A 24,704-nucleotide genomic window follows, 5' to 3' on the forward strand; every position below is an offset into this window, starting at 1 on the left:
CCCGGCCCCGCCCGTCACCGGTTGACGGACTGGATCTCCTCGACCTCGACCGCCTGCTCGTTCCCGAACGTCCCGTCCGGCAGCGCCTGCGGCCCCGCCACGCCGGTCCCGGTCCAGCTGATCTCCCAGGTCACGGTCGCCTCCATGGCGTACGCCCCGCCGCCCGAGGAGCGCAGGTAGGTCACCCCGCACGGCGGCTCTTGCTCCGCCTTCCCCTTGGCGTAGGGCTCCCCGATCGACCCGTCACCGTTGATGGTGCACTCCCCCGACGCCGGGTGCAGCCGGGCGTCCTTCGTCCCCGGCTCGATCCGCAGGGACTTGGGCGTCGCCGTCGTCGTCGCCGACATGTCCAGCCCACCCACCGCCAACGAGGCCGTCACCGAGACCGGCTTGAACTCCCCACCGTCCAGCCAGGCCCACGTCGGCAGATTCACCTTGCTCTTCCCACCGGGGGCGAGGGACACCTCGGTCCCCGGCACCTTGATCTGCTCGTAGGCCAGCCCGGCAAGAATCTCGGGGGTGATGATGTTCTCGACCTCGGGGGTTTCACCGTTTTCGGCCCAGAAGGGGACTCGGTCGCAGGCGAACTGCTCCTCGAAAGGCGCGTTGGGGTTCTGCACGGCACCCCACCACATCCCCTCGCCTTCCTTCTCCTGGTTGAAGTCCTCGTAGTCCCCGTCGATGTAGTTGTGCCGCTCCTCGTTCCACTTGTTGCGTGCCTCTGGCGGCATACCGGGATCGTGAACGATCGCTTGATACGTCCGCTGGTAGTAGTCGCGGAGTTCGTCCGGGTTCCACCTGGGCGCATACCAGCAGGGCGGCGGCGACCAGTCGGCCTGCACCGCCGCCACCGGCCCTGCCGAGGGACCGTTGCCGTTCTTCGAGGTGTCGTACTTGATGACTTCGACCTGGGCGTTCAGGTTGCCATTCTCCTGCCCGCCGGAGGGGACCAGAGATTCTTCACGGTCCGCCACAGCCGGGGTGCTTGCGGCGAACAGCAGGATGACCCCGGCCCCAAGAACGGCACCTTGCCGACTCAGGCGGCGCACTCCGCCACCCCCTGCTTCCCGGAAATAGCCTTCGCACGCCACGGCCCCTCGCCGGTAGAGGGGGCTTCCAGAACCAAAGTGAAGGAGTAATAGCTGTTGTTGCTCGGTTCAGTCACCTTCACCTTTCCGTCCTTCACGGTCTTGCTGTAGAACTTCGACTCGTCCTGGCAGTAAGTGACGGACGCGGTCCTGGTGCCGGACAGCTTCACCTGGGCAGAGGGGAATTGCTGTACTCCGCTGACAGTGTTCCCCGCCTCCTTGGCACGCTTGATCTGGTCCTCGGCGTATGTGGCGGCCTGACTGAGGGGAACAGCGTAGAACTTGTGTGCCGAATCATCCGGGTCCTGCTTGGTGATCCCGTAGATGATCGACTTCAGGTACTCCTCGGTGTCCTTGAGGACAGCCGCCTCCTTGGCCTCCGAGGGCGTCTGCCAGCCGAACTTGAACTCCACGTCGCTCGGGAACTTCAGCTCCGGCCGGTCGAACCCTTCCTCCGTCTCCCCCTTCTCACCCGGCGAAGCCGAAGCCTCAGCCGAGCTCTCCCCCGCCCCCGGGATCTTCTCGTCCCCCTCGGACGACTCCCCGCCGCACGCGGTCAGGAGGAGGGCGGTCGCCGTGGCGAGGGCGGTGAGGGCGGGCGACGTTCGGCGGATCACGTGTGACTCCCGGTGGGGGCGAAAGTGCGGACTGTGGGAACTGACGCTATCGCCGGGGCAATTGGTTTCGCCAGGCGGCTCAAGGGAGCGATGCGCCACAGGGGCCGGAAGTGTTCGCGGGTACGGCGACGGCCTTGCCGGACGGCCGAATTGGCGCGCGCCCGTTGACCGATATGCCGCTGGCGATCAGAGCGGCCCCCCGGCAGATTCTCCAGGGCGACGCCACCCTCGAAACGTCCCAGTGAGGAAAGGGTTCGACGTGAGAAGAGCACACACCTTGGGCACCGTGGCCATGACCCTGGCCATGGCGGGCGGCCTGTCGGTCGCCGCCCAGACGGCCGCCTCCGCCTCCACCTCGTCAGCCGTCCGGGCAGCAGCGGACACCTGCTCGTACCCGTACGTCTGCATCTTCAAGAACGGCACGAGGATCGGTCAGTTCCAGGACGTCACCAGCGGGTACCAGAACCTGCCGTCCAGGCCGTCCGGCCCGAACCTGACCGTCCAGAACACGCGCAACGACGATGTCGCGTACGTCCGCCTGTCGAGCGGCAGCGCCATCTGCATCGCGCCGCAGAGGGCGTACACCGTCAACAGCGGAACGCTGACCGGCATACGCATCGACAGCCGCTCGACCTGCTGATCCAAGCCGTACCGCTGAACGCGGGGCTCCTGGCGGTCCCGCCGGGAGCCCCGCTCGCGTAACGGCTCAGGTGGTCCGCTCGTACGTCCCCGGCCCCCGCTTCCCTTCCCCGGTGACCGTCAGCGTCTCCGCCGGATCGGCGTCGGGGAGGGTCAGGGTGAGGGTGCGGTCGGGGCCCGAGGTGCAGGTGAGGGCGGCGGTGTAGGCGGTGCGGCCGGCGCGCTGGGCCTCGCCGTTGCAGGTGGCGTCCTCGGCGGTGAGCGTGACGGCCCCGTCGTCGCTGACCGTGAGGGTCGCCGGGGCCTCCGGGTCGGCCTTGTCCCAGACGCCGGTGAGCGGACCGGCCGGCCCCGTGGTGGCGGGGCTGGGCGCGGGCTCGGCGGAGGTGCCGGTGGGCGTGGGGGCCGGGGCGTCGTCGCCGGAGCCGCAGGCGGCGATGAGGGCGAGCAGGGGGGCGCACAGGAGGAGGGCGGCGGTCCGGCCTCGCGGTGTTCGCTTGGGCACGGGTTCCCCCGATGGTCTGCGGTGACGGCGACGGATGTCGCTGGGCACGCTGCCAGCAGCTTCGTCCCACGTCAAGCATGCCGCCGCCGTCGGGCCCCGCTCGGACACCCGGCGGCGGACCCTGGACAAGCCCCGTCCGCACGGCAACGATGCCGACATCGCACCACTTGTACTCCCACCATCGGAAGTGAGACAACGTGAGTGACCTCCGTGACGTACCGGAGCGGGACGGTGTCCAGGCGGCCGCGAGCCCGCTGCCGAGCAGGCGCGGGCTGCTGCGCCTCGGCGGCGGGCTCGTGGCCGCCTCCGCCTTCGGCCTGAGCCTCGGCGCGGGCAGCGCGGCGGCGGCCGTACCGGCCAGCAAGCGGTTCAGCCTGACCGAGCCGTCCCACGACCTGTTCCGGCACGTGAAGCTGCACGACGCGCGGGTCCAGCAGTCGTTCACCTTCGACATCGTCAACCGGCGGCTGTTCGTGGCCCAGTTGAAGTCGGGCTCGCCCGACGACAGCGGCGACCTGTGCATCACCCAGCTGGACTTCTCGGGCAACAAGCTCGGCCACATGTACCTGCTCGGCTTCGGCCACGGCGTCTCCATCGGCGCCCAGCCGGTCGGCGCGGACACGTACCTGTGGACGGAGGTGGACGTCAACAGCAACGCGCGCGGCACCCGCCTGGCCCGGTTCAAGTGGAACAACGGCGCGACGCTCAGCCGCACCTCCCCGGCCCTCGCCAAGCACCAGCCGATCCCCGGCGCCACCGAGATGACCTGCGCCATCGACCCCGTCAACAACCGCATGGCGATCCGCTACCTGACCGCCTCCGGCCGCCGCTACGGTGTCTACAACGTCGCCGACATCGCGGTCGGCGTCTACGACAAGCCGCTCTCCGACGTCCCGCACCCCACGGGCCTCGGCACCTTCCAGGGGTACGCGCTGTACGGCAGCTACGTCTACCAGCTCACCGGCAACCCGTACGGCCCGGACAACCCGAACCCAGGAAACTCCTACGTCTCCAGCGTCGACGTCAACACCGGCGCCCTGGTCCAGCGGGCCTTCACCCGCGCCGGCTCCACGCTGACCTTCCGCGAGCCCGAGGGCATGGGCATCTACCGGACGGCCGCCGGCGAGGTCCGCCTCTTCCTCGGCTTCGCCTCGGGCGTGGCAGGCGACCGCCGCAGCAACCTGTTCTACAAGAACGTCCTGATCTAGACCCCTTGGCCTAGCCCTGGAGGTCCTTGGTCAGCGAGGTCCGCCCCGGCGCCGTCCGCTTCTCCCGGCGGGCGGCGACGGCGTGGGCGCCGGCCGAGTGCAGGGAGCGCAGGGCCAGCATCAGGAAGCCGATGTCGTCGAGGTAGATGGGGTCGGGGAGCAGGTCGACGGGGGAGATCGTGTAGACGACGGCGGTCCAGAACAGGGCCTTGTTCTGGAGCGGGATGCCGGCGTCCGCGAGGAGTTTGCGCGCCCGGAAGACCCGTACCAGCAGGACGAGGACGGCCGCCAGTCCCGCCAGGGCGAGGACCACGGCGAGGGCGATCCATTCACCGGTGCTCATGCGGTCACGCCTACCCCTTCGGGCCGCCGGCTCACGGGTACTCCTCGCCGCACCGCGAGCAGTAGACCGGGGCGGGGTCCTCGGAGACGCGGCCGCAGCCGGGGCAGACCCGGTCCATGAAGCAGGGTGGTTCCCCGCCGGGCGGTTCGGCGGCGCGGACGGTGCCGGGCGGGGCGGCACCGATGGTGAGGCCGGGGCGGCGGCGGTGGACGGTGAGGTAGGCGAGGCCGTGCGGGCCCGCCGTGAAGGAGCGGTGGGAGCCGCGCGGCAGCCACAGCACGGCGGACTCCTCCAGCGCCAGACCCTCCGGCTCGACCCGGCCGCTTCCGGCCACGACCACCAGCAGCACGTCGAGGACGGCTTCCTGGTGCTCGCCGACGACCGCGCCGGGCGCCAGCCGGACCAGGTTGGCGTCGAGCTCCCGCCCGTCCTCGGCGAGGCGCCACAGCGCGCCGCGCTCCTCGTCCCCGGCGGCCGCCAGCCGCTCCCGCAGCAGCGCCAGCAGGTGGGGCCGGGCCCCGGTCGTCTCGGTCATGGCTCCGAGCCTGCCACAGCGCCCCGGCGAAGCCACGCCGCCCGGTGCTCTTGCCTGGAGCCCACTCGAAGGGCTTGGCTGTGGAGTCATGAAGTACACGCAGCTCGGACGTACGGGCCTCAAGGTCAGCCGCCTCGTGCTCGGCACGATGAACTTCGGGCCGAAGACCGGCGAGGCCGAGAGCCACGCCCTCATGGACGCGGCCCTCGACGACGGCATCAACTTCTTCGACACGGCCAACGTGTATGGCTGGGGCGAGAACAAGGGGCGCACCGAGGAGATCCTCGGCACCTGGTTCGCCCAGGGCGGCGACCGCCGCGACAAGGTGGTCCTGGCCACCAAGGTCTACGGGAACATGGGCGCGGACGGCGACGTCTGGCCCAACCACGACCGGCTCTCCGCCCTCAACATCCGCCGCGCGGTCGACGCGAGCCTGCGCAGGCTCCAGACCGACCACATCGACCTCTACCAGTTCCACCACGTCGACCGGCGCACCCCGTTCGACGAGATCTGGCAGGCCATGGACACCCTGGTCCAGCAGGGCAAGATCCTGTACGCCGGTTCCTCCAACTTCCCCGGCTACAAGATCGCCCAGGCCAACGAGGCGGCCGCCCGGCGCGGCAGCCTCGGCCTCGTGAGCGAGCAGTGCCTCTACAACCTCGCGGAGCGCCGCGCGGAGATGGAGGTGATCCCGGCCGCCGAGGAGTACGGGCTCGGCGTCATCGCCTGGTCGCCGCTGCACGGCGGGCTGCTCGGCGGCGCCATCCGCAAGGAGCGCGAGGGCGGCGGGTCACGCACCACCGACGGCCGCTCGGGCGACGCGCTGGCAAACTCCACGATCCGCGCGCAGGTGCAGGCGTACGAGGATCTGCTGGAGAAGCACGGTCTGGAGCCCGGCGAGGTGGCGCTGGCCTGGCTGCTGACGCGGCCGGGGCTGACCGGGCCGATCGTCGGGCCGCGCACCGACGAGCAGCTGGCCTCGGCGGTCCGCGCCGTGGAGCTGGAGCTGCCGCAGGAGCTGCTGACGGCGCTCGACGAGATCTTCCCGGGCCCGGGGCCGTCGCCGGAGGCGTTCGCCTGGTGAGGCGGTAGCCGCAGCGGAGCGCCCCCGGAGAACGGTTCCGGGGGCGCTCTCGCGCGTACGGTCAGGCGCCGACGGCCGCCGAGACGGCGATGACGGCGAACATCAGTACAAGCACACCGGCCATGATCCGGTTCCTGGTCTTGGGGTCCACGCCTACGAGGTTAACGGCCTGGTGGCCGACGACGGCCCCCGGGTGACACACCCCACGCGCCCCGCCCGTCACCCGCCGAGCGGCCACCGTCCCGCCGTCTCGTAGGTGGGCCGGGCCCCCGGTACGCCCCCGGGCGGCGGCACGCTGCGGATCAGCCGGACCTCGTCCACCCGCCAGGGCCCGGCCGCGAGCTCCGCCAGCGCCTCGGCGTAGGGGGCGAGGCGGAGGGGCTGTCCGGGGCGGACGCGGGCCAGGGTCAGATGGGGCCGGAAGGCGTGCTCGGCGTCGGGCGGCAGCCCGGCCCGGGTGGCGGCGGCGCGGACGCGGTCGGCGAGGCGGGCCAGCGCGGTCAGGTCGCCCTCGGGACGGGCCCACAGGACGCGGTCGCCGAAGCGGCCGGCGCCGCGCAGGGCGAGCGGGAAGGGCGGGGTGCGGCGGGCGGCCCGGGCGAGCCGGGCGGCGAGACCGTCCAGGCGGCCGGGGTCGCTGGGGCCGAGGAAGGCCAGGGTGAAGTGGCGCCCGCCCGCCTCGGTGGGCCGCAGCCGGTCCGCGCCGGGCAGGGCGTCGAGCGCGGCGGTGGCGCGGCGCAGCTCGGCGAGGACCGCGTCGGGCGGGACGACGGCGACGAAGAGGCGGGGTCGGGGCGCGGGGCTGGCCATGGGTGCAGTCTGCCGGGCCGGGTACGGCGACGGCCGCTCCCCCGGTGCGGGGAGCGGCCGTGTGCGGGTCCGGATGCGGTCAGGCGGCGGGCGCCAGCCGCTTCTCGTCCGGCACGAACCGTATGTGCTTGTGGCCCCGGCGCAGGTCGACCTTGACCTTCAGCCCGCCGACGCGGGCCAGGATCAGGCCGACGGCGACGGCGGCCAGCAGCGAGATGGCGCCGCCGACGGCGAAGCCGGTGCGGGCGCCGTACTCGTCGGTGATCCAGCCGAGCAGGGGCGCGCCGAACGGCGTACCGCCGGTGAAGACCATCATGAAGAGGGCCATGACGCGTCCGCGCATCTGCGGTTCGGTGGCCATCTGCACGTAGGAGTTGGCCGTGACGTTGACGGTCAGGCCGAACATGCCGGTCAGCACCATGAGGACGGCGAAGATCCAGACGGACGGCGCGAAGGCGGCGACGATCTCCAGGACGCCGAAGGCGGCTGCGGCCGCGACCAGGAGGCGGAGCCGTCCGGCGCCGCGCCGGGCGGCGAGCAGGGCACCGGCCAGGGAGCCGGCGGCGATCAGCGTGTTGAGCGTGCCGTACATGCCGGGGCCACCGTCGAAGACCTTGTCGGCGAAGGCGGAGAGCCAGATCGGGAAGTTGAACCCGAAGGTGCCGATGAAGCCGACCAGCACGATCGGCCAGATCAGGTCGGGCCGCCCGGCGACGTACCGCAGGCCCTCGCGGAGCTGGCCCTTGCCGCGCGGGGTGCGCGGGGCCTTGTGCAGGTCGCCCATCCGCATCATCAGGAGCCCGGCGATGGGCGCGGCGAAGGAGAGGCCGTTGATGAGGAAGGCGTAGCCGGAGCCGACGGCGCTGATCAGCACGGCGGCGACGGCCGGGCCGACGAGGCGGGCGGACTGGAAGTTGGCCGAGTTGAGGGAGACCGCGTTGGCGAGCTGGCGGGGTCCGACCATTTCACTGACGAAGGTCTGCCGGGCCGGGTTGTCGACGACGGTGACGAGGCCGAGGACGAACGCGGTGACGTAGACGTGCCAGACCTGGACCTGTCCGGTGAGGGTCAGCGCGGCGAGGGCGAGGCCGGTGAGGCCCATGGCGCTCTGGGTGAAGAGGAGCAGCGGCCGCTTGGGCAGCCGGTCGACGAGGACACCGCCGTAGAGGCCGAAGAGGAGCATCGGCAGGAACTGCAGGGCGGTGGTGACACCGACGGCGGCCGAGGACCCGGTGAGGGTGAGGACCAGCCAGTCCTGGGCGATGCGCTGCATCCAGGTGCCGGTGTTGGAGATGACCTGTCCGGTGAAGAAGAGCCGGTAGTTGTGGATCTTCAACGAGCTGAACATGGACTGCTTGGGGGCGGGCGGGGTGGAGTCGTGGGCGGCTGGTGCGGGGGCGGAGTCTGCTCCGGGTCCCGTACTCAAAGGACGTCGCCTCCTCGTGGCGGGGTGTCTGGCCTGTCTTCGTCGATCGGTGCTGCTGGGTACTGCTGGTACTGCTGGTACTGGGGTGCTTCTGCCCGGCCGGGGCGCGGGTCAGAGGTGGGCGAGCTTCTCCAGGACGGGGGCGGCGGCGCGGACCTTGGCCCACTCCTCCTCGTCCAGCTCGGCGGCGAGGGAGGCGAGCCAGGCGTTCCGCTTGCTGCGGCTCTCCTCGAGCATCGCCTCGGCCTCCTCGGTCTGGGTGACCACCTTCTGGCGGCGGTCCTCGGGGTGCGGCTCCAGCCGGACCAGGCCCTTGGCCTCCAGGAGCGCCACGATTCGCGTCATCGACGGGGGCTGCACGTGCTCCTTGCGGGCCAGTTCGCCGGGGGTGGCGGTACCGCAGCGGGCGAGGGTCCCGAGCACCGACATCTCGGTGGGACTCAGCGACTCGTCGACCCGCTGGTGCTTGAGTCGGCGGGAGAGGCGCATGACGGAGGAGCGCAGTGCGTTCACGGCGTCGGCGTCTTCGCCATGGGTGAGGTCCGGCATAGTCGTTAGAGTAACTCATTACTATGCCTAAAGACCACTCGTGGTGGCGGGCGTCACGGGCCCGGCCCGGACACCCTCCGCAGGAGTGACCAGCCTCGCCCCGCGCCTGCCGTGCGGGCACGTGGTCGTCACCCGAAAGAGTGAGGCGGGCGGGAAAAGCGGCACGATCGCGCCAGACGTGCGGGGACCCTGACAGGTATGGACACCCACGTACTCAGCCTGCGCATGGACTCAGAGCTGTTCGAACGTCTTCGGGGTCACGCGGCCAGACGCGGCATGAGCGTCCAGGACTACGTCGTGCGGACGATGATCCGGGACGACTTCGACCAGCGGTTCCAGACGGCGGTGGAGGAGACCGAGAAGTTCTACGGGCCCGAGGACGGCGGCGCGGCCGGCGCCGGGGAGGTCACGGAGGAGACCGCGCGGGACGGGGCCGTGAACGGCGCGGCCCGGCCCACCTGACCCCCGCGGTGAGCGGGGGCCGGGCGGACCGGGCCGGTGCCGTGCGGCCGCGCGGGGCGCGGTCCGGGGCCTGTCAGGTGAGGCCGAGGGCGGGCATCAGGTAGTAGAAGGCGAAGACGCCGGAGACCACGTACATCGCCGCGGGGACCGAGCGGCCGCGGCCGGCGGCGAGGCGCAGCACGCAGAAGCTGATGAAGCCCATGCCGATGCCGTTGGTGATGGAGTAGGTGAACGGCATCATCATGAAGGTGATGAAGGCCGGGATCGCGATGGTGAAGTCCGTCCAGTCGATCGCGCCGATCGAGCCGGAGAGGATCAGGAAGCCGACCGCGACCAGGGCCGGGGTGGCCGCCTGCGAGGGGACCATCGTCACGACCGGCGTCAGGAAGAGGCCGACGGCGAAGAGGCCGCCGGTCACGATGTTGGCGAAACCGGTCCGGGCACCCTCGCCGACACCGGCGGTGGACTCCACGAAGCAGGTGGTGGCCGAGGAGGACGAGGCGCCGCCCGCCGCGACGGCGATGCCGTCGACGAAGAGGACCTTGTTGATGCCGGGCATGTTGCCCTTGGAGTCGGTCAGCTCGGCCTCGTCGCCGACCGCCATGATCGTGCCCATCGCGTCGAAGAAGCACGACAGCAGCACGGTGAAGACGAAGAGGATGCCGGTGAGCAGCCCCACCTTGGCGAACCCGCCGAAGAGGCTGACCTGTCCGATCAGGCCGAAGTCCGGGGTGGCCACCGGGTTGCCGGGCCACTCGGGCGTGGTCAGGCCCCAGGAGGGGATGTCGGCGACGGCGTTGATGACCACGGCCAGGACGGTCATCGCCACGATGGAGATGAGGATGGCGCCGGGCACCTTGCGCACCATGAGCGCCAGCGTCAGCAGCACGCCGAGGACGAAGACGAGCACGGTCCAGCCGTTGAGGTGACCGTCGGCGCCGAGCTGGAGCGGGACGGTGGTCTGCGCGGCGTCCGGGATGCGGGAGACGAAGCCGGCGTCGACCAGACCGATCAGCATGATGAACAGGCCGATACCGATGGCGATGCCCTTGCGCAGGCCGAGCGGCACGGCGCTCATGACCCGCTCGCGCAGCCCCGTGGCGACCAGCAGCATGACGACGAAACCGGCGAGGACGACCATGCCCATCGCGTCCGGCCAGCTCATCCGGGGGGCGAGCTGGAGGGCGACCACCGTGTTGACGCCGAGTCCGGCGGCCAGGGCCACCGGCACGTTGCCGATGACGCCCATGAGCAGCGTGGTGAGAGCCGCGGTCAGCACGGTGGCGGTGACCAGCTGGCCGTTGTCCAGCTGATGGCCGTACATGTCCTTGGCGCTGCCGAGGATGATCGGGTTCAGCACGATGATGTACGCCATCGCGAAGAACGTGGCGAAACCGCCCCGCACCTCGCGGGAGAGCGTGGAACCGCGCTCGGTGATCTTGAAGTAGCGGTCGAGCGCGCCGGACGGCGGGTTCGGCTGCTCGGACGTGGCGTCCTGGGCAGGGGCCGAGGTGGGCATGGAAACCTCAGGGGTGCGAGGCGTACGGGCTCTTTGGCGGGAGGTCCGTACGAGGGGACGGGGGTACGTGGTGACCGCACAGAATCAGCCAGGCATGACCTCCGGATCACGATCATGTGACCGGCGGATCAACCCGTCCGGGGGCGGAAACCTACCGATACTTGCGGCCCTTGTGTCTTCTTACGAAAGAAAACGGTCAGCCTCAAGCTGTTTCAGTATGAATACATGAACCCGAAATTGCTATCTCCGCGCGTAGAGGCATAAGCCACAGGTCCGGGCGGCCTTGCCGGGACCGGCCGGAAGGGTGCGCGCGGGCGCGCCGCCGGGGGCCGGGCGGACCGGTCGTAAGCTGGGGGCATGAAGAAGTGGACGCCCCGGCACGAGGCACCGGAACCCCTGGAAGGGCCCGTGGTGGCCACCATCACCGGCGGCACGATCCTCTGGTTCGTCCTCTTCCTCGCGCAGCTCCCCTTCTACGGCTGGTACGCCGACCACGGCCACACCTGGTGGATCTGGACCTGCCTGGCCGGCGCGGGCCTCGGCTGCCTCGGCATCTGGTACGTCCGCCGCCGCGACGTCGCGCTGAAGCGGGCTGCCTCGACCACCTCAACCGCCCCGCAGTCCGGCTCCTGAGCCGATTGCGACACCCCGTGTAGCACCCCTCCCGTAGGGGGTGGGGCTACCTCGGTCGGGGATGCGGCGGCCCACCCCCTACGGCGGTGCCACCCCGGCCTCGTACCCGGGATGGATCTTTGGACCCCCGGGCGGTGAAGTGCGGGCGCGGGCCTTAACGTCTGTGTCATGACGCAGCGGGGACAGGTGGACACCGGGGGTTCGGACTCCGGGAACAGCCGGATCGACACGGGGGCGGAGCCGGACGCCGCCCCTCCCGCCGTGCCGCCCGAGCCCGGGCTGACCTCGGCGGAGGTCGCCGAGGCGGTGGCGCGCGGCGAGGTCAACGACGTCCCCGTCCGCAGCTCCCGCTCGCTGGCCGAGATCGCCCGGGCCAACGTCTTTACCCGGTTCAACGCCATCATCGGCGTCCTCTGGGTGATCATGCTCTTCGTCGCGCCGATCCAGGACAGCCTCTTCGGCTTCGTCATCGTCGCCAACACCGGCATCGGCATCTTCCAGGAGTGGCGCGCCAAGCGGACCCTGGACGGCCTCGCGGTGATCGGCGAGGCCAAACCGACCGTGCGCCGGGACGGCAGACCGGGCGAGATCTCCACCTCCGAGATCGTCCTCGGCGACCTCATCGAGATCGGCCCGGGCGACAAGATCGTGGTCGACGGCGAGGTCCGCGAGGCGGACGGCCTGGAGGTCGACGAGTCCCTGCTCACCGGCGAGGCCGACCCGGTCGTCAAGCGCCCGGGCGACGAGGTCATGTCCGGCTCCTTCGTCACCGCCGGCGGCGGCGCCTTCCGCGCCACCAAGGTCGGCCGCGAGGCGTACGCGGCGCAGCTCGCCGAGGAGGCGTCCCGCTTCACCCTGGTCCACTCCGAGTTGCGCTCGGGGATCAGCACCATCCTCAAGTACGTCACGTGGATGATGGTGCCGACCGCGATCGGCCTCGTCATCAGCCAGCTGGTCGTCCGCGACAACGACTTCAAGAACGCGGTGGCCCGCACCGTCGGCGGCATCGTCCCGATGGTCCCCGAGGGCCTGGTGCTGCTCACCTCGGTCGCCTTCGCGATCGGCGTGATCCGGCTCGGCCGCAAGCAGTGCCTGGTCCAGGAGCTGCCCGCCATCGAGGGACTGGCCCGCGTCGACACGGTCTGCCTCGACAAGACCGGCACCCTCACCGAGGGCGGCATGGACATACAGGCGATCCGCCCGCTCGGCGGCGCCGACGAGGCGTACGTCCGGCGGGTGCTCGGCGCGCTCGGCGCCAGCGACCCCCGGCCCAACGCCAGCCTCCAGGCCGTCATCGACGCCTGCCCCGCCCCCGAGGGCTGGCGCACCACGGGCACGCTCCCCTTCTCCTCGGCCCGCAAGTACAGCGGCGCCTCCTTCGACGAGGGCGACGCCACCCACCGCACCTGGCTGCTCGGCGCCCCGGACGTCCTGCTGCCCCCGGGCGCCGAGGCACTCGCCGAGACCGACGCGCTCAACGAGCGGGGCCTGCGCGTCCTCCTCCTCTCCCGCGCCGCGGGCGGGCTGGACGGGGCCGACCCGGGCGCGGGGGCCGAGCCGACCGCCCTCGTCGTCCTGGAGCAGCGACTGCGCCCGGACGCCGCCGACACCCTGCGCTACTTCGAGGACCAGAACGTCGCCGCCAAGGTCATCTCCGGGGACAACGCCGTCTCGGTCGGCGCGGTCGCCGGGAAGCTGGGGCTGCCCGGCGCCGAGCGTACGTACGACGCGCGCAAGCTCCCCAAGGAGCCGGAGGCCCTGGCCGACACGCTCGACGAGAACACCGTCTTCGGCCGGGTCACCCCGCAGCAGAAGCGGGACATGGTCGGCGCCCTCCAGGCGCACGGCCACACGGTCGCCATGACCGGCGACGGGGTCAACGACGTCCTCGCCCTCAAGGACGCCGACATCGGCGTCAGCATGGGCTCGGGCTCGGAGGCCACGCGCGCCGTCGCCCAGATCGTCCTGCTGAACAACAGCTTCGCCACGCTGCCGTCGGTGGTCGCCGAGGGCCGCCGCGTCATCGGCAACATCACCCGCGTCGCCACGCTCTTCCTGGTCAAGACGGTCTACTCGGTCCTGCTCGCCATCCTCGTCGTCCTCTCCCAGACCGAGTACCCCTTCCTCCCCCGCCACCTCACCCTGCTCTCCACCCTGACCATCGGCGTCCCCGCCTTCTTCCTCGCCCTCGCCCCCAACAAGGAGCGCGCCCAGCCGCACTTCGTGAAACGCGTGATGCGGTACGCGATCCCCGGCGGCGTGATCGCCGCCCTCGCCACCTTCACCACGTACATGACGGCCCGGGCGTACTACACGGGCCCCGACGCCCTCCCCGCGGAGACCAGCGCGGCGACGCTGACCCTCTTCCTGGTCTCCCTCTGGGTGCTGGCGATCATCGCCCGCCCCTACACCTGGTGGCGGATCGGCCTGGTCGCCACGATGGCCGGCGCCTTCCTCGTCGTCCTCGCCGTCCCGTGGCTCCAGGAGTTCTTCGCCCTGCGGCTGGTCGGCTCGGTGATGCCGTGGGCGGCGGTCGGCATCGCGGTGATCGCGGCAGCCCTGATCGAGGTGGTCTGGCGGATAGTCGACCGGCGCCTGCCGGTCTGACCCATCCCGTAGCCCGTACGCGGAAACGGCCGAGGGCCGCTCCCCCTGACGGTGACGTCGGGGCGAGCGGCCCTCGGTGTGCCAGGCGTTCCGGCTTACTTCACGTCCACGAAGTCGGCCGTGGAGTTGATGGCCGGGGTGGTGGAGGTGCCGGCGAAGCTCCAGCGCCAGTAGCCGTCCGAGGCGGCCTTGACGGTGGTCTTCAGCGCGCCCTTGGAGCCGCTCTTGACCGTCTTGAGGGTCGTGTAGCTGGCGGCGCCCTTCTTCTTGAACTGGAGCTTCACCGACTGCTGGGTGTAGCCGGCGTACTTCCCGGTGTCCCAGTTGGCGCGGGAGAGGGTGCCGTTGACCGTGAGGGTCTTGCCCTTCTTGATCGGCTCCGGCGTGGCGTTCACGACCAGCTTGGAGTAGCGCTGGACGCGGGTCTTGCTGTGCTTCTCGATCCAGGCGAAGCCGGAGTCGTCGGCGGACAGGACACCCACCGCGACGTTCCAGCTGCCCGCCAGGTCGTTGATGAGCTCCCACTGCGGGTCGACCGTGTAGGTCATCTTGCAGGTGGAGGTGGTGGCGCTGGACGCCTTGCAGGAGGCGTACTCCTCGTTCGGGATGAGGATGCCGTCGGTCTTCTCGTACGTCGAGCCGTGCCAGAAGTAGACGAAGGCGTCCCCGATGTTGCTGGCGTGCGAGGCGGTGACGCTGACCGAGAACGTCTTCGCCTTGGTGGTGCCGAGGACGATGTCCTTGCCGCCGTTGACGGTCACCTTCGAGACCTTCGGCACGGCGGCGGCCTTGAAGCCCTTGCTCTTCGCCGTCGCCTGCTTGCCGAACACCGACTCCGCGGTGGGCAACTGGATCCGCTCGCGGTCGGGTCCCGGGGCGGCCTGGGCGGCGGCGCCGGTGAGAGCGGACAGGGCCAGGGCGCCGCTGACGACGGCAACAGTGGCACGAATACGCATGTGTGTTTCCCCAAGTGGAGAAGGGCCCCCGTGGAGGCCGTCCCCAGACCGCGGCGGTACGAGCCCGCCCGGCCTGTCGAGTCCCATGACTCGACAGACAAGACCACCGGGACATGTGAAGGGTTGCAGGACAGTTCGACTTTTCTGTGAACAGAGGGGTAATGGGGGCCGTGCCCTGACCCGAACCGACTCGGCCCCGTCCGACCCGGCCGCGCACAGTGGGCGCACGCCCCGCTCCCGAACGCCCACCCCCGCGCCCGGAACCGCCACCACCTGCTCTCCGTGCCCCCTGTCCGCACGCCCGCGCCGCCCCCAACGCTGGGGAGCAGCCACGTCGTCCGGCCAAGGAGCTGACCACCATGACGTCCTCCGCCCCACCGGAACAGGAACCCCTCGTCCTCGACCCCACGGGCGCCGACCCGCACGCCGAACACCGCGCCCTGCACGCCCGCGGCCCGGCCACCCGCGTCGACGTCCTCGGCGTCCCGGCCTGGTCGGTCAGCGACCCGGCCCTCCTCAAAACCCTGCTGACCAGCCCGGACGTCTCCAAGGACGGGCGGGCGCACTGGCCGGCCTTCGCCGAGACCGTGCAGAGCTGGCCGCTTGCGCTCTGGGTCGCGGTACGCAACATGTTCACCTCGTACGGCGCCGACCACCGGCGGCTGCGCCGCATCATCGCGCCTGCCTTCAGCGCCCGCCGGGTCGCGGCGCTGCGGCCCGTGGTGGAGCGGATCACCGCCGGGCTGCTCGACGAGCTGGCCGCTCTGCCGCCGGACGCGCCCGTCGACCTGCGCGAGAAGCTGGCGTACCCGCTGCCCGTCGCCGTCGTCGGCCACCTGATGGGGGTACCCGAGGAGCGGTACGCCCACTTCCGCGCCGTGGTCGACGGTGTCTTCGACACCACCCTCAGCCGCGAGGAGGCCATGACCAACACCGGCGCCCTCTACGTCGTCCTCGACCAGCTCATCGCCACCCGCCGCGCCGAACCCGGCGACGACCTCACCTCGCTGCTGCTCGCCACCCCGGACGAAGAGGGGTCCGAACCAGCCCTCTCGCACGAGGAGTTGCGTGACACGCTGCTGCTGGTGATCAGCGCCGGGTACGAGACCACGGTCAACGTCATCGACCAGGCGGTGTACGCGCTGCTGAGCGTCGACGGCCAGCTCGGCCTGGTCCGGTCCGGGCGGGTCGGCTGGTCCGACGTGGTCGAGGAGACGCTGCGTCACGAGGGCGCCGTCAAACACCTGCCCCTGCGGTACGCCGTCCGCGACATCCCGCTCCCGGACGGGCGGACCATCGCCCGGGGCGAGGCCATCCTCGCCTCCTACGCGGCGGCCAACCGGCATCCCGGCTGGCACGATGACGCCGACGTCTTCGACGCCGGGCGCCCCGGTAAGGAGCACCTCGCCTTCGGGCACGGGGTCCACTTCTGCGTGGGGGCGCCGCTGGCTCGGCTGGAGGTCGAGGTCTGCCTGCGCCTGCTCTTCGCCCGCTTTCCAGGGCTCGCCCTGGACTTGCCCGCTGAGGGCCTGCCCCCGTTCCCCTCGCTCATCTCCAACGGGCACCGGCACTTGCCCGTGTGGCTCCACGGGGCCGGCCTCGCCGGCCGGCCTGGCTGAACGCGGCCGCGCCGCGACCGGGGGTGCCTTCGCAACGGGGGGTGCCTTGTTGCCCGTGTCCGCGATTGGCCTCAGGCGCCGGCCGGGCTGATTGTCGGCTGGGCTCCGTCTCGCTCGCACCGGTCACCGATTGGCCTCAAGCGCCGGCCGGGCTTGGTTCGGTTGCGCTGTGGCTGGGGTCCGTCTCGACCTGCCGCGCCTTGACCCTGCGGGTCAACGATTGGCCTCAAACGCCGGCCGGGCTGTAGGGATTCGCGGTTCGTTCGCCGTCTGGGTCGGGCGGGGCCGCACCGGGGTACCTCCTCACAAACTGCATGGTGCGGGGTCAGTCGCTTCAAGACGGCTCAGTGTGCAGTTTGCTGCGGGGGCACCCCGGCACGACCCCGCCCTTCCGTCTCGCCGGCGTCGTCCCGCCGGTGGGAGGAGAAAAGACAGACCGCCACCCATTGATCTGTGTGACCAGCTGAAGTGCCGACGGTGGTCGCTGTGGAGAAGCCCGGTATCGGGGACGGCCTCATCCACCCACCGGCGGTCGGCCGCGTACGAGACCGTGGGGCGGGGACGTGTCGGGGTGCCCCCGCAGCAAACTGCACACACGGCCGCCATACTCCAATTGACCCCGCACCATGCAGTTTGTGAGGAGGTACCCCGGCGCGGCCCCGCCCCACCCCCGCACCGGAGAAACCGCGACCCTCACAGCCCGGCCGGCGATTGAGGCCAGTCAGTGACCGGCACGGTCACAACCGGAAGGCCGGGAAGCCACGCGCAGCCACACCCCACCGAACCCCAGCCCGGCCGGCGCCTGAGGCCATCGGTGACCCGCTGGGCCGAGGCGGGCAGGCGAAGGCGGACCCCAGCCCTACCGCAGCCCAACCCAGCCCGGCCGGCGTTTGAGGCCAATCGGTGACCCGCAGGGTCAAGGCGGGGCAGACGGGATGGAGCCCAGCCACAGCGCGACCACCCCGGCCCGGCCGGCGCCTGAGGCCAATCGGTGACCGGGCACGGGCAAAGACCGGCCCCCCCAGACGCGGCGCGCAGCCACGGCCCAGCCCGGCCGGCGCTTGAGGCCGCCGGGGACCGGGACGGTCGAGGACCCGGACGGGGGGACGGAGCCGAGCCGAAGGCGAGCCGAGCTGGAATGGGCGGCGGGTGGGTTTCAGTCGAACCAGCGGTCGCGGGAGAGTTCGGCCCTGCGGGACGGGTCCTCCAGAAGCGCGGCCACCTCGAACCGGCGGGGCCACTGCCCCGCAGCCCAGGCGAGCCCGGCGGCAACCCCCTCCAGGGTCGCGGCGTGCAGCACCCGGGCGGCCGTGAGGTGCCAGTCGAGTTCGACCCCGTCGGCGAGGAGTTCGTCGTGCTCCCGGTAGGAGGCGGGAACCCCGTCCCCGAGCAGCTCACGCACAGCCTCCGGCACCGGATACTCCACCCCTTCCCCCGCGAGGGAGACCCGCACCGCCTCGGAGAGCCGCCCCACCTGGAGCAGTTCGGCGAGCCGCGCCGCCAGCGCCGGGGCGACCGGCAGCAGAGGACGCCCGGCGGCGAAGGGCAGCAGATCAGGAGCGTCGGCGACCAGCGCGTCACGGGCGTCCACGACCGTCACGACCCCGTCGGCCACGGCGCGCAACTCGTCGGGGAGCGTGACCTCCTCGGGGTCGAGCTCGGCCAGCAGGCCGTAGAGGGCGTGCAGTTGGCGGGCGGGAACCTCGCGGTCCGGGTCCGCGAGACGGTCCAGGAGTTCGGCGGCTCCGCCGGGCTCGTCGAGCAGCGCGCCGGCAGTGGTCCGTACCCCGAGGGCGCGCAGCACCAGCGCGTCGTCGAAACCGGCCGCGTCCACCTCGTCGTAGAGCCCGGCGAGCAGCGCCTCGCCGGAGGCGGCGCGCAGGCCGGCCGGGCGGCGGCCGTCGAGGACGGGGTGGCCGCGCAGCCACCAGGCGGTGTACGGCCGGACCGACTCGGTGGTGCCGTCGGGGAGCAGCACGCGCACCGGCTGGGTGAGCGCGTCGCGCAGCGGCGGCCGGGAGAGCAGCGCGAGCGCCTCGGGCCAGCGGTCGTCGTCGACGAGGTCGAGGTCGCGGACGGCGGTGATCTCGGTGGCGACCGGCGGGACGGGACCGTCCGGCAGCTGGTCGAGGACGTCCTCGCACCAGACGTCTACGGCGTCGAGCAGCCCCACGTCGTCCGGTTCGGCGAAGTCGGTGTCGCGCGGCTCCAGTTCGTCCGGGTCGAGGACGACGTCGGTGGCGCGGACCAGGGTGAAGCGGGCCAGGACGCCGCAGGCGGCGAGTGGCTGCTCGCCCCAGCGCTCGGCCCACTCCTCGTCCACCGCCGCGAGTTCACCTTCCCGCATGACGGAGGCGAACTCACCACCTGGCAGGACCAGTTCACCGGCGGGCGACAGTTCGCCGTCCTCGTCGGGCAGCGCGAGCGCCCCGAGCCACGGCTCGTCGCCGGGAACCAGTTCGGCGTCGCGGGCCAGCGTCAGGACCAGCTCTGCCAGTTCCTCGGCGTCGGGGGCGTCCTCGCGCAGCGCGTACCCGTCGCCCTCCAGCGACTCGGCGACGGCCGCGCGCACCTGCGGCGTACGGAGCACGGCGCGCGGCGTCGCGGGCAGCGCGCCCAGCTTCTCCAGGAGCGGGTGAGCGGCCTCCGGGTGGGCTACCTTCAGGCCGAGGCGGGCCAGCGCGGCAGGCCGGGGCCCGTCGGCCGGGCCGGGCAGCAGCACCTGGCGCGGGCTGCCCGCCGTGGACCCGGCCGCCAGCGGCACCGGCAGCCCCTGGAGCCGGTCCGGGTCGACCCCGGCGAGGCTGTCGTACAGCCGGTACCACCAGGCCGGGGAACGCTCCACGCCGGCCAGCCGGTCGATCGCCTCCCCCAGTGACAGCCGGCCCACCCCGAGGGTGCGCAGCTCGGCGCGGCGCTCCAGCCCGGCGGGCAGCAGCGTCGGCAGCACCTCGGCGAGGACCCGTACCGTCGCCTCGCCCGCCCCCTCCACCAGCTCCGCCTCGATCGGACGCAGCGCCTCCGGGCGGTCGGCGCGCAGGAGGGGTACGTCGGTGCCGGGCTCCTCGTCCGGCCCGGCCGGGGGCAGGGCGGGCGGGAGGAAGGCCGTACGCGGCAGCAGCTCCAGTACGGCGGCGCGTACGGCCCCGTCGACGGCGGCCTGGCCCAACGGGCCCGGGACCAGGCCGACGGCGGCCGGGCCGACCGGGCGCCAGGCGCCGAGCAGCCCCGCGTACGCCTCGGCGGCGCGGGCCACCAGGAAGTCGGTGAGCGGGCCCGGGGCGACGTGCCGGCGGGCGGTGTCCAGCGGGAACGAGGCGATGAGCAGCGCGGGCACGCCCAGCGGCTCGTCGCTGGGCGTGGGGGCGTGGACGACCGGGGCGGTCGCCGGGCGGACCGGGGCGCCCTCGGCGTCGACCGGGACCGCCCACACCACCGACCAGTACGGCCGCAGCCGCTCCTCGACCGGGCGGTCGGCCAGGAGGGGGGCGGCCAGGGGGCCGCCGGTGGTCGCGGTACGCCAGCGGCGCGTCTCGGCCGGGGTGCCCGTCGCTCCGGTGCCCGTCGCTCCGGCCTCGCCGGCCGTCTCCTCGATGACGACGTACGGGTCTTCGTCGCGGCGGCGAAGGACGCGGGTCGTCTCCGGGGTCTCCACCACGATCTCGGTCAGCCCCGGCAGGGCGAGCAGCAGGGCGTCGTCCACGCCCGCCAGCAGGCGTTCGGCCAGGTCCTGGGCGGCCGCGTCCCGCAGAGGGAGGACGACCACCGTGTCGTACCCCTCGGGCGGGGTGCCCTCGGCGGGGAACGGGAGCCGCAGCAAGGGGACATGGCCGTCGCGGCGGATCAGCTCGTCGCCGAGGCCCGGGCTGTGGCGGGCCACCTCGCGGGCGGCCTCGCGGGCCTGGGCCAGGTCCCAGCGGACGCCGCCGGTGCGGCTCAGTACGGCCGGTTCGTCGCTGACCGCGAGGACGGCGGCGAAGCCGACGCCGAAGCGGCCGATGCTCGGGCCGGCCCCTGGGGCGGCCTCGGTGGCCGGGCGCTTGGCGGACGCCCTGAGCGTCGACAGGGATTCGACGCCGGTGGCGTCGAGGGGGGTGCCCGTGTTGGCCGCGGCCAGGACGTGGGTGCCGGCGCTCTCGTGCAGGGTCAGGCGGAGGCGGCCGTCGGTGCCCGCGCGGGCCGCGGCGTCGGCGGCGTTCTGGGCCAGTTCGACGACGAGGCGGTCGCGGTAGCCGCCGAGGGCGAGGTCTTCCTCGGCGTTGGCGTCCTCGCGGAATCTGGCCGGGGAGGCGGCCCATGAGTGCAGCACGGTCCGCCTGCGGCGGGCGGTACCGAAGGGGTCCTTGCCCTCCTGGGCGGGGGTGGGGTGGGTCACCGTTGCTCCTCCGGGGCTTGGCTGCGCCTGCTGATCGGGGGCAAGCCTGCCTCGGGAGCGCGGAGCGCTCCAAATGGGGGGCGCCCTTCTGCGAGGCCGCCTGTCCGGCAGGGCTGTCTTTCGGCTGGGCCCGGCTTGCCTGTGCCGGTCCCCGATGGGCTTGCCTCCGGCGGGGCCGGGCTGTTCCGGGCTCCGTCCCCGACTCGCCTGCCCTGTGCCCCCGCGGGCCATTGGCCTCAATCGCCGGCCGGGCTGTCGGTAGCCGGGCTCCGTCTCGACCGTGCCGGTCAAAGATGGCCTCAAACGCCGGCCGGGCTGTCAGGTTCGCGGTTCCTCCGGTGCGGGGGTGGGGCGGGGCCGCGCCGGGGTACCTCCTCACAAACTGCAAGGTGCGGGGTCAGTCGCTTCAAGACGGCCGTGTGTGCAGTTTGCTGCGGGGGCACCCCGACACGACCCCACCCCACGGTCTCGTACGCGGCAGACCGCCGGAGGGGCGGACGAGGCCGTCACCAATGCCGGGCCTCTCCACAGCGACCACGGTCGTCACTTCAGCTGGCCACAAAGATCAATCGGTGACGGCCTTGTTTTTCCCCTCCCACCGGCGGGACGACGCCGACGAGACGGAAGGGCGGGGACGGGTCGGGGTGCCCCCGCAGCAAACTGCACACACGGCCGCCATACTCCAACTGACCCCGCACCATGCAGTTTGTGAGGAGGTACCCCGGCCCGGCCCCGCCCGACCCACACGGCGAACGAACCGCGAACCCCACAGCCCGGCCGGCGCTTGAGGCCAATCAGTGACCCGCAGGGGCACGGTCGGAAGGCCGGGGCGGAGCCCAGCCACAAGAAAGCAGCCTGGCCGGCGATTGAGGCCATCTTTGACCCGCAGGGGCAGAGCGGGCAGGTCGCGGCGGAGCCCAGCCCCACCGAATCCCAGCCCGGCCGGCGATTGAGGCCAATCGGGGACCGGCCCGTGCAACAACCGGTACCCCCAGTCGCGGCGCAGCCACATCCCGGCCGGCGGGCGAGGGGCGCCCCTAGTCGAGGGACAACGGGTCGAGGCGGGTCTCGTCGAGGGCGGGGTCGGGGGGACGGGGAGGCGTAGGCATGACGGCCGCCTCGGAGTGGCCGCCGCAGCCGTAGGCGAGGGAGACGACGTGGCCGTCGGCCGGAGAGTAGGCGTTGGCGCAGATCCCGAACGCCTGCCGCAGCGACCCGGCCAACGGCAGAAGGAACCCGCAGCTGACACAGGGCGCCGGCGCAGCCTGCGCCATCGCGGACTCGGCCCCGAACCGCGCCTCCCACCGCTCGGCCGCGTCGAGCAGCCCGTACCGCGAGAGCACCCGCGAGCGGCGTAGCCCCAGCTCCTCGGCGACGGAGGCGACGGACCCCCGCTCGGGCGCGAGGGGCAGGTCGGCGGGCGGCCCGGCGGAGAGGGAGGCGTCCTCGGCCTCGACCAGCTCGGCCATGTCGGCGGAGACGGCCGAGTTGGGCGGCGGCTCCTCGTCGGCGATCCAGCCGGGTTCGAGGCGCAGGTCGTCGGCCTCGGTGGGGAGCAGGTCGCCGGGGCCGAGGTCGCCGGGGCGCAGCCGCTCGCTCCACGGCACCCACTCGGGGGCGAGGAGGGCGTCGGGCCCGGGCAGCAGCACGGACTCGTCGACGGTGACGTACTTGGCGCGTGAGGCCCGGGCGACGGTGACGGCCCAGCGCCAGCCCCGGTAGCCGGGGTCGTGGCAGGCGAAGTAGTGGGTGGCGACGCGGTCGCCGTCGGCGGTGACGGCGAGGTGCTCGCCGACCACCCCGGGGGCGGCGGTCTCCTCGGCCACGCTCCGCGCGAGGTCGACCGCCTCGGCGCACAAGCGGTCGGGGGTGCGGCTTCGCGTTGTCGCTGCGCTCACAGGTATCGCTTCTCTCCTACGCCGTCTCACGAGTCGCATGCGACGGGGACGGGCAGCGGACGGAGCGGACCGATGGGCCGCGTCGACGTCCGCGCCCGATCGTCCAGGGCACGCCTACGCGAACCATTCTGGGGGATCGCGAAGTGGCGCGCGGCCGGGAGTACCGTCGCAGGCGCGTGAGTGCACGCTACCCTCTCGCGGCCCCGTCTCCCACACCGACGTGGGAAGCCGGGCCGCTCAGGGGCGTCGGCGGCGCGTCGTACGGGTGCGGGCGAGCCCGGCGGCGAGGGGCGGTGCGGCCCCGCTTCGGCCACAGGGGTTGCTCGGGACACTTCGGGTCATACTCGGCCCGCCAGGGGGCACTATGACCACGTGACCGCCTCAGGCTCGCCGCGCGTGGAGCGCAGCCCGGTGCGCAGGGCCGCCCGGGTTGTGGGCCGCGCGCTGCGGACTCCCGTGACGGGCCCGGCGCGCGGCATCCGCAAGGTGACGCACGCGCAGGGCGCGGGCGAGTCGGGGCTCGGGCGGCTGATCGAGCTGCACGGGGTGAACGGCGCCGGGGACGTGATGATCACGGTGGCGCTGGCCTCGACGGTCTTCTTCTCGGTGCCGACGGACGAGGCGCGGGGCCGGGTGGCGCTCTACCTGGCCGTGACGATGCTGCCGTTCACGCTGCTGGCGCCGGTGGTGGGCCCGCTCCTGGACCGGCTGCCGCACGGGCGGCGGGCGGCGATGGCCGGGTCGATGCTGGCGCGGGCGGTGCTGGCGCTGGTGCTGTCGGGGGCGGTGGCGACCGGGAGCCTGGAGATGTACCCGGCCGCGCTCGGCGTCCTGGTGGCCTCGAAGGCGTACGGGGTGGTGCGCAGCGCCGTGGTGCCCCGGCTGTTGCCGCAGGGGTTCTCGCTGGTCAAGGCCAATTCGCGGGTGACGCTCGGCGGGCTGCTGGCCACCGGGGTGGCGGCGCCGGTCGGTGCGGGGCTCCAGATGATCGGCCCGGGGTGGCCGTTGTACGGGGCGTGTCTCCTCTTCCTCGGCGGCGCGTTCCTGTCGTTCCGGCTGCCGCCGAAGGTCGACTCGGCGCGCGGCGAGCGGCGGGCGCTGCTGGCGGCGGACGAGCAGCATCTCGCGGCGGCGGTGGACGCCCGCTGGGACCCGGTGGCCGAGCCGGCGGAGAGAAACAACAAGGGGAAAGAGAAAGAGAAGGACAAGGAGCGGCGGCGGAAGGGGCCGGGGCTCAGGACGGTCGGGCCGGCGGTGACACACGCGCTGGCGGCCAATGCCTGTGTGCGGTGTCAGAGCGGGTTCCTCATCTTCTTCCTGGCGTTCCTGCTGCGTGAGCATCCGCTGACGGGGCAGAGCGCGGCGGTGTCGCTGGCATTGGTCGGGGTGGCGGCGGGGGCGGGGAACGCGCTGGGGACGGCGGTCGGCGCGTGGCTGCGGGCCCGGGCGCCGGAGGTGATCATCGTGACGGTGGTGGGGGCGCTGGTGGCGGTCGCGGTGTCGGCGGCGGTGTTCTTCGGCGCGGCGGTGGTGGCGGTGCTGGGGGCGGTGGCCGGGTTCACCCAGGCGCTGGCCAAGCTGTCGCTGGACGCGCTGATCCAGCGTGATGTGCCGGAGCTGGTGCGGACGTCGGCGTTCGCCCGTTCGGAGACCTTGTTGCAGATGGCGTGGGTGGTGGGGGGCGCGATCGGGATCGCGCTGCCGCTGCGCGGGCCGCTGGGGCTGAGCGTGGGCGCGCTGATCGTGGCACTCGGCTGGCTGACGACCGTACGGGCGCTGCTGGCGTCGGCCAGACGCGGCGCGTCGCACCCCCGCGTGGCGTGACCCTCCA

Annotated in this window: 20 protein-coding genes; 8 read left to right on the forward strand and 12 right to left on the reverse strand. The window is 72.5% G+C overall.

What is annotated here, in order from left to right; translation table 11 throughout:
- Nucleotides 1-14: 14 nt before the first annotated feature.
- Together OIM89_RS12130 and OIM89_RS12135 are read right to left on the reverse strand one after the other, a co-directional pair.
- The gene (locus tag OIM89_RS12130; protein ID WP_413747418.1) at nucleotides 15-1,049 is read right to left on the reverse strand and encodes a hypothetical protein; all 1,035 of its coding nucleotides are present in this window, start codon (nucleotides 1,047-1,049) and stop codon (nucleotides 15-17) included.
- Complete coding sequence (locus tag OIM89_RS12135; RefSeq protein ID WP_264491256.1) at nucleotides 1,037-1,705, reverse strand: hypothetical protein; 669 nt, start codon at nucleotides 1,703-1,705, stop codon at nucleotides 1,037-1,039. Before OIM89_RS12135 ends, OIM89_RS12130 begins: the two co-directional genes overlap by 13 nt.
- A 292-nt stretch (nucleotides 1,706-1,997) precedes the next feature.
- Between OIM89_RS12135 and OIM89_RS12140 the strand changes: the two genes are divergently transcribed.
- Nucleotides 1,998-2,345 (forward strand): hypothetical protein, encoded by a 348-nt coding sequence (locus OIM89_RS12140; RefSeq protein WP_030698078.1) that lies wholly within the window; start codon nucleotides 1,998-2,000, stop codon nucleotides 2,343-2,345.
- 66 nt (nucleotides 2,346-2,411) lie between these two features.
- On the opposite strand, the gene OIM89_RS12145 is transcribed toward OIM89_RS12140, so the two are convergent.
- Nucleotides 2,412-2,849 carry a hypothetical protein gene (locus tag OIM89_RS12145; protein WP_047471195.1) on the reverse strand — a complete coding sequence of 146 codons (438 nt, stop codon included), beginning with the start codon at nucleotides 2,847-2,849 and terminating at the stop codon, nucleotides 2,412-2,414.
- Nucleotides 2,850-3,046: 197 nt separating this feature from the next.
- Here OIM89_RS12145 and OIM89_RS12150 point away from each other — a divergent pair, with 197 nt between their 5' ends.
- Nucleotides 3,047-4,057 (forward strand): teichoic acid biosynthesis protein C, encoded by a 1,011-nt coding sequence (locus tag OIM89_RS12150; protein ID WP_264491257.1) that lies wholly within the window; start codon nucleotides 3,047-3,049, stop codon nucleotides 4,055-4,057.
- 10 nt (nucleotides 4,058-4,067) lie between these two features.
- On the opposite strand, the gene OIM89_RS12155 is transcribed toward OIM89_RS12150, so the two are convergent.
- The gene (locus OIM89_RS12155) at nucleotides 4,068-4,400 is read right to left on the reverse strand and encodes a YkvA family protein (protein WP_030698081.1); all 333 of its coding nucleotides are present in this window, start codon (nucleotides 4,398-4,400) and stop codon (nucleotides 4,068-4,070) included.
- A gap of 31 nt (nucleotides 4,401-4,431) precedes the next feature.
- Nucleotides 4,432-4,935 (reverse strand): hypothetical protein, encoded by a 504-nt coding sequence (locus OIM89_RS12160; protein ID WP_030698082.1) that lies wholly within the window; start codon nucleotides 4,933-4,935, stop codon nucleotides 4,432-4,434.
- A gap of 88 nt (nucleotides 4,936-5,023) precedes the next feature.
- Here OIM89_RS12160 and OIM89_RS12165 point away from each other — a divergent pair, with 88 nt between their 5' ends.
- Nucleotides 5,024-6,019 (forward strand): aldo/keto reductase, encoded by a 996-nt coding sequence (locus tag OIM89_RS12165; RefSeq protein WP_030698083.1) that lies wholly within the window; start codon nucleotides 5,024-5,026, stop codon nucleotides 6,017-6,019.
- 219 nt (nucleotides 6,020-6,238) lie between these two features.
- On the opposite strand, the gene thpR is transcribed toward OIM89_RS12165, so the two are convergent.
- The 3 genes from thpR to OIM89_RS12180 form a co-directional block, all read right to left on the reverse strand.
- The gene (gene thpR, locus OIM89_RS12170) at nucleotides 6,239-6,829 is read right to left on the reverse strand and encodes an RNA 2',3'-cyclic phosphodiesterase (protein WP_030698084.1); all 591 of its coding nucleotides are present in this window, start codon (nucleotides 6,827-6,829) and stop codon (nucleotides 6,239-6,241) included.
- A 79-nt stretch (nucleotides 6,830-6,908) separates the two neighbouring features.
- A complete protein-coding gene (locus OIM89_RS12175; RefSeq protein ID WP_030698085.1) occupies nucleotides 6,909-8,255 on the reverse strand; it encodes an MFS transporter in 1,347 nt (448 codons plus the stop codon).
- Between the two features lie 111 nt (nucleotides 8,256-8,366).
- Complete coding sequence (locus tag OIM89_RS12180) at nucleotides 8,367-8,804, reverse strand: MarR family winged helix-turn-helix transcriptional regulator (protein ID WP_003950034.1); 438 nt, start codon at nucleotides 8,802-8,804, stop codon at nucleotides 8,367-8,369.
- 198 nt (nucleotides 8,805-9,002) lie between these two features.
- Here OIM89_RS12180 and OIM89_RS12185 point away from each other — a divergent pair, with 198 nt between their 5' ends.
- Nucleotides 9,003-9,266 carry a hypothetical protein gene (locus OIM89_RS12185; RefSeq protein ID WP_030698087.1) on the forward strand — a complete coding sequence of 88 codons (264 nt, stop codon included), beginning with the start codon at nucleotides 9,003-9,005 and terminating at the stop codon, nucleotides 9,264-9,266.
- 73 nt (nucleotides 9,267-9,339) lie between these two features.
- On the opposite strand, the gene OIM89_RS12190 is transcribed toward OIM89_RS12185, so the two are convergent.
- Nucleotides 9,340-10,785: an NCS2 family permease gene (locus OIM89_RS12190; protein ID WP_030698088.1), complete on the reverse strand. Its 1,446-nt coding sequence runs from the start codon at nucleotides 10,783-10,785 to the stop codon at nucleotides 9,340-9,342.
- 357 nt (nucleotides 10,786-11,142) lie between these two features.
- On the opposite strand from OIM89_RS12190, the gene OIM89_RS12195 reads away from it, so the two are divergent.
- Both OIM89_RS12195 and OIM89_RS12200 read left to right on the forward strand, forming a co-directional pair.
- On the forward strand, nucleotides 11,143-11,418 hold the full coding sequence (locus OIM89_RS12195; protein WP_030698089.1) for a DUF2530 domain-containing protein: 276 nt from the start codon (nucleotides 11,143-11,145) through the stop codon (nucleotides 11,416-11,418).
- Between the two features lie 168 nt (nucleotides 11,419-11,586).
- The gene (locus OIM89_RS12200) at nucleotides 11,587-14,025 is read left to right on the forward strand and encodes a cation-translocating P-type ATPase (RefSeq protein WP_264491258.1); all 2,439 of its coding nucleotides are present in this window, start codon (nucleotides 11,587-11,589) and stop codon (nucleotides 14,023-14,025) included.
- Nucleotides 14,026-14,120: 95 nt separating this feature from the next.
- Here the strand turns inward: OIM89_RS12200 and OIM89_RS12205 are convergent, their stop codons facing one another.
- Nucleotides 14,121-14,981 (reverse strand): DUF5707 domain-containing protein, encoded by an 861-nt coding sequence (locus tag OIM89_RS12205; protein WP_047471205.1) that lies wholly within the window; start codon nucleotides 14,979-14,981, stop codon nucleotides 14,121-14,123.
- Nucleotides 14,982-15,340: 359 nt separating this feature from the next.
- Here OIM89_RS12205 and OIM89_RS12210 point away from each other — a divergent pair, with 359 nt between their 5' ends.
- Entirely contained in the window at nucleotides 15,341-16,600 is a 1,260-nt protein-coding gene (locus OIM89_RS12210) for a cytochrome P450 family protein (RefSeq protein WP_151168492.1), read from the forward strand.
- Nucleotides 16,601-17,756: 1,156 nt separating this feature from the next.
- Here OIM89_RS12210 and OIM89_RS12215 read toward each other — a convergent pair.
- Complete coding sequence (locus OIM89_RS12215; protein WP_264491259.1) at nucleotides 17,757-20,975, reverse strand: sacsin N-terminal ATP-binding-like domain-containing protein; 3,219 nt, start codon at nucleotides 20,973-20,975, stop codon at nucleotides 17,757-17,759.
- Nucleotides 20,976-22,012: 1,037 nt separating this feature from the next.
- Complete coding sequence (locus OIM89_RS12220; protein ID WP_030700151.1) at nucleotides 22,013-22,873, reverse strand: DUF3027 domain-containing protein; 861 nt, start codon at nucleotides 22,871-22,873, stop codon at nucleotides 22,013-22,015.
- 411 nt (nucleotides 22,874-23,284) lie between these two features.
- Between OIM89_RS12220 and OIM89_RS12225 the strand changes: the two genes are divergently transcribed.
- A complete protein-coding gene (locus tag OIM89_RS12225) occupies nucleotides 23,285-24,697 on the forward strand; it encodes an MFS transporter (RefSeq protein ID WP_047471907.1) in 1,413 nt (470 codons plus the stop codon).
- Nucleotides 24,698-24,704: the final 7 nt, after the last annotated feature.

The sequence above is a fragment of the Streptomyces sp. BI87 genome (assembly GCF_025957665.1).
Taxonomy (GTDB): domain Bacteria; phylum Actinomycetota; class Actinomycetes; order Streptomycetales; family Streptomycetaceae; genus Streptomyces; species Streptomyces albidoflavus.

Excerpts from the sequence above, each read along its gene's own strand:
- OIM89_RS12140 (WP_030698078.1), top strand. The coding sequence starts at position 1,998 with ATGACCCTGGCCATGGCGGGCGGCCTGTCGGTCGCCGCCCAGACGGCC.
- OIM89_RS12155 (WP_030698081.1), bottom strand. The coding sequence starts at position 4,400 with ATGAGCACCGGTGAATGGATCGCCCTCGCCGTGGTCCTCGCCCTGGCG.
- OIM89_RS12160 (WP_030698082.1), bottom strand. The coding sequence starts at position 4,935 with ATGACCGAGACGACCGGGGCCCGGCCCCACCTGCTGGCGCTGCTGCGG.
- OIM89_RS12165 (WP_030698083.1), top strand. The coding sequence starts at position 5,024 with ATGAAGTACACGCAGCTCGGACGTACGGGCCTCAAGGTCAGCCGCCTC.
- thpR (WP_030698084.1), bottom strand. The coding sequence starts at position 6,829 with ATGGCCAGCCCCGCGCCCCGACCCCGCCTCTTCGTCGCCGTCGTCCCG.
- OIM89_RS12180 (WP_003950034.1), bottom strand. The coding sequence starts at position 8,804 with ATGCCGGACCTCACCCATGGCGAAGACGCCGACGCCGTGAACGCACTG.
- OIM89_RS12185 (WP_030698087.1), top strand. The coding sequence starts at position 9,003 with ATGGACACCCACGTACTCAGCCTGCGCATGGACTCAGAGCTGTTCGAA.
- OIM89_RS12190 (WP_030698088.1), bottom strand. The coding sequence starts at position 10,785 with ATGCCCACCTCGGCCCCTGCCCAGGACGCCACGTCCGAGCAGCCGAAC.
- OIM89_RS12195 (WP_030698089.1), top strand. The coding sequence starts at position 11,143 with ATGAAGAAGTGGACGCCCCGGCACGAGGCACCGGAACCCCTGGAAGGG.
- OIM89_RS12200 (WP_264491258.1), top strand. The coding sequence starts at position 11,587 with ATGACGCAGCGGGGACAGGTGGACACCGGGGGTTCGGACTCCGGGAAC.
- OIM89_RS12205 (WP_047471205.1), bottom strand. The coding sequence starts at position 14,981 with ATGCGTATTCGTGCCACTGTTGCCGTCGTCAGCGGCGCCCTGGCCCTG.
- OIM89_RS12210 (WP_151168492.1), top strand. The coding sequence starts at position 15,341 with ATGACGTCCTCCGCCCCACCGGAACAGGAACCCCTCGTCCTCGACCCC.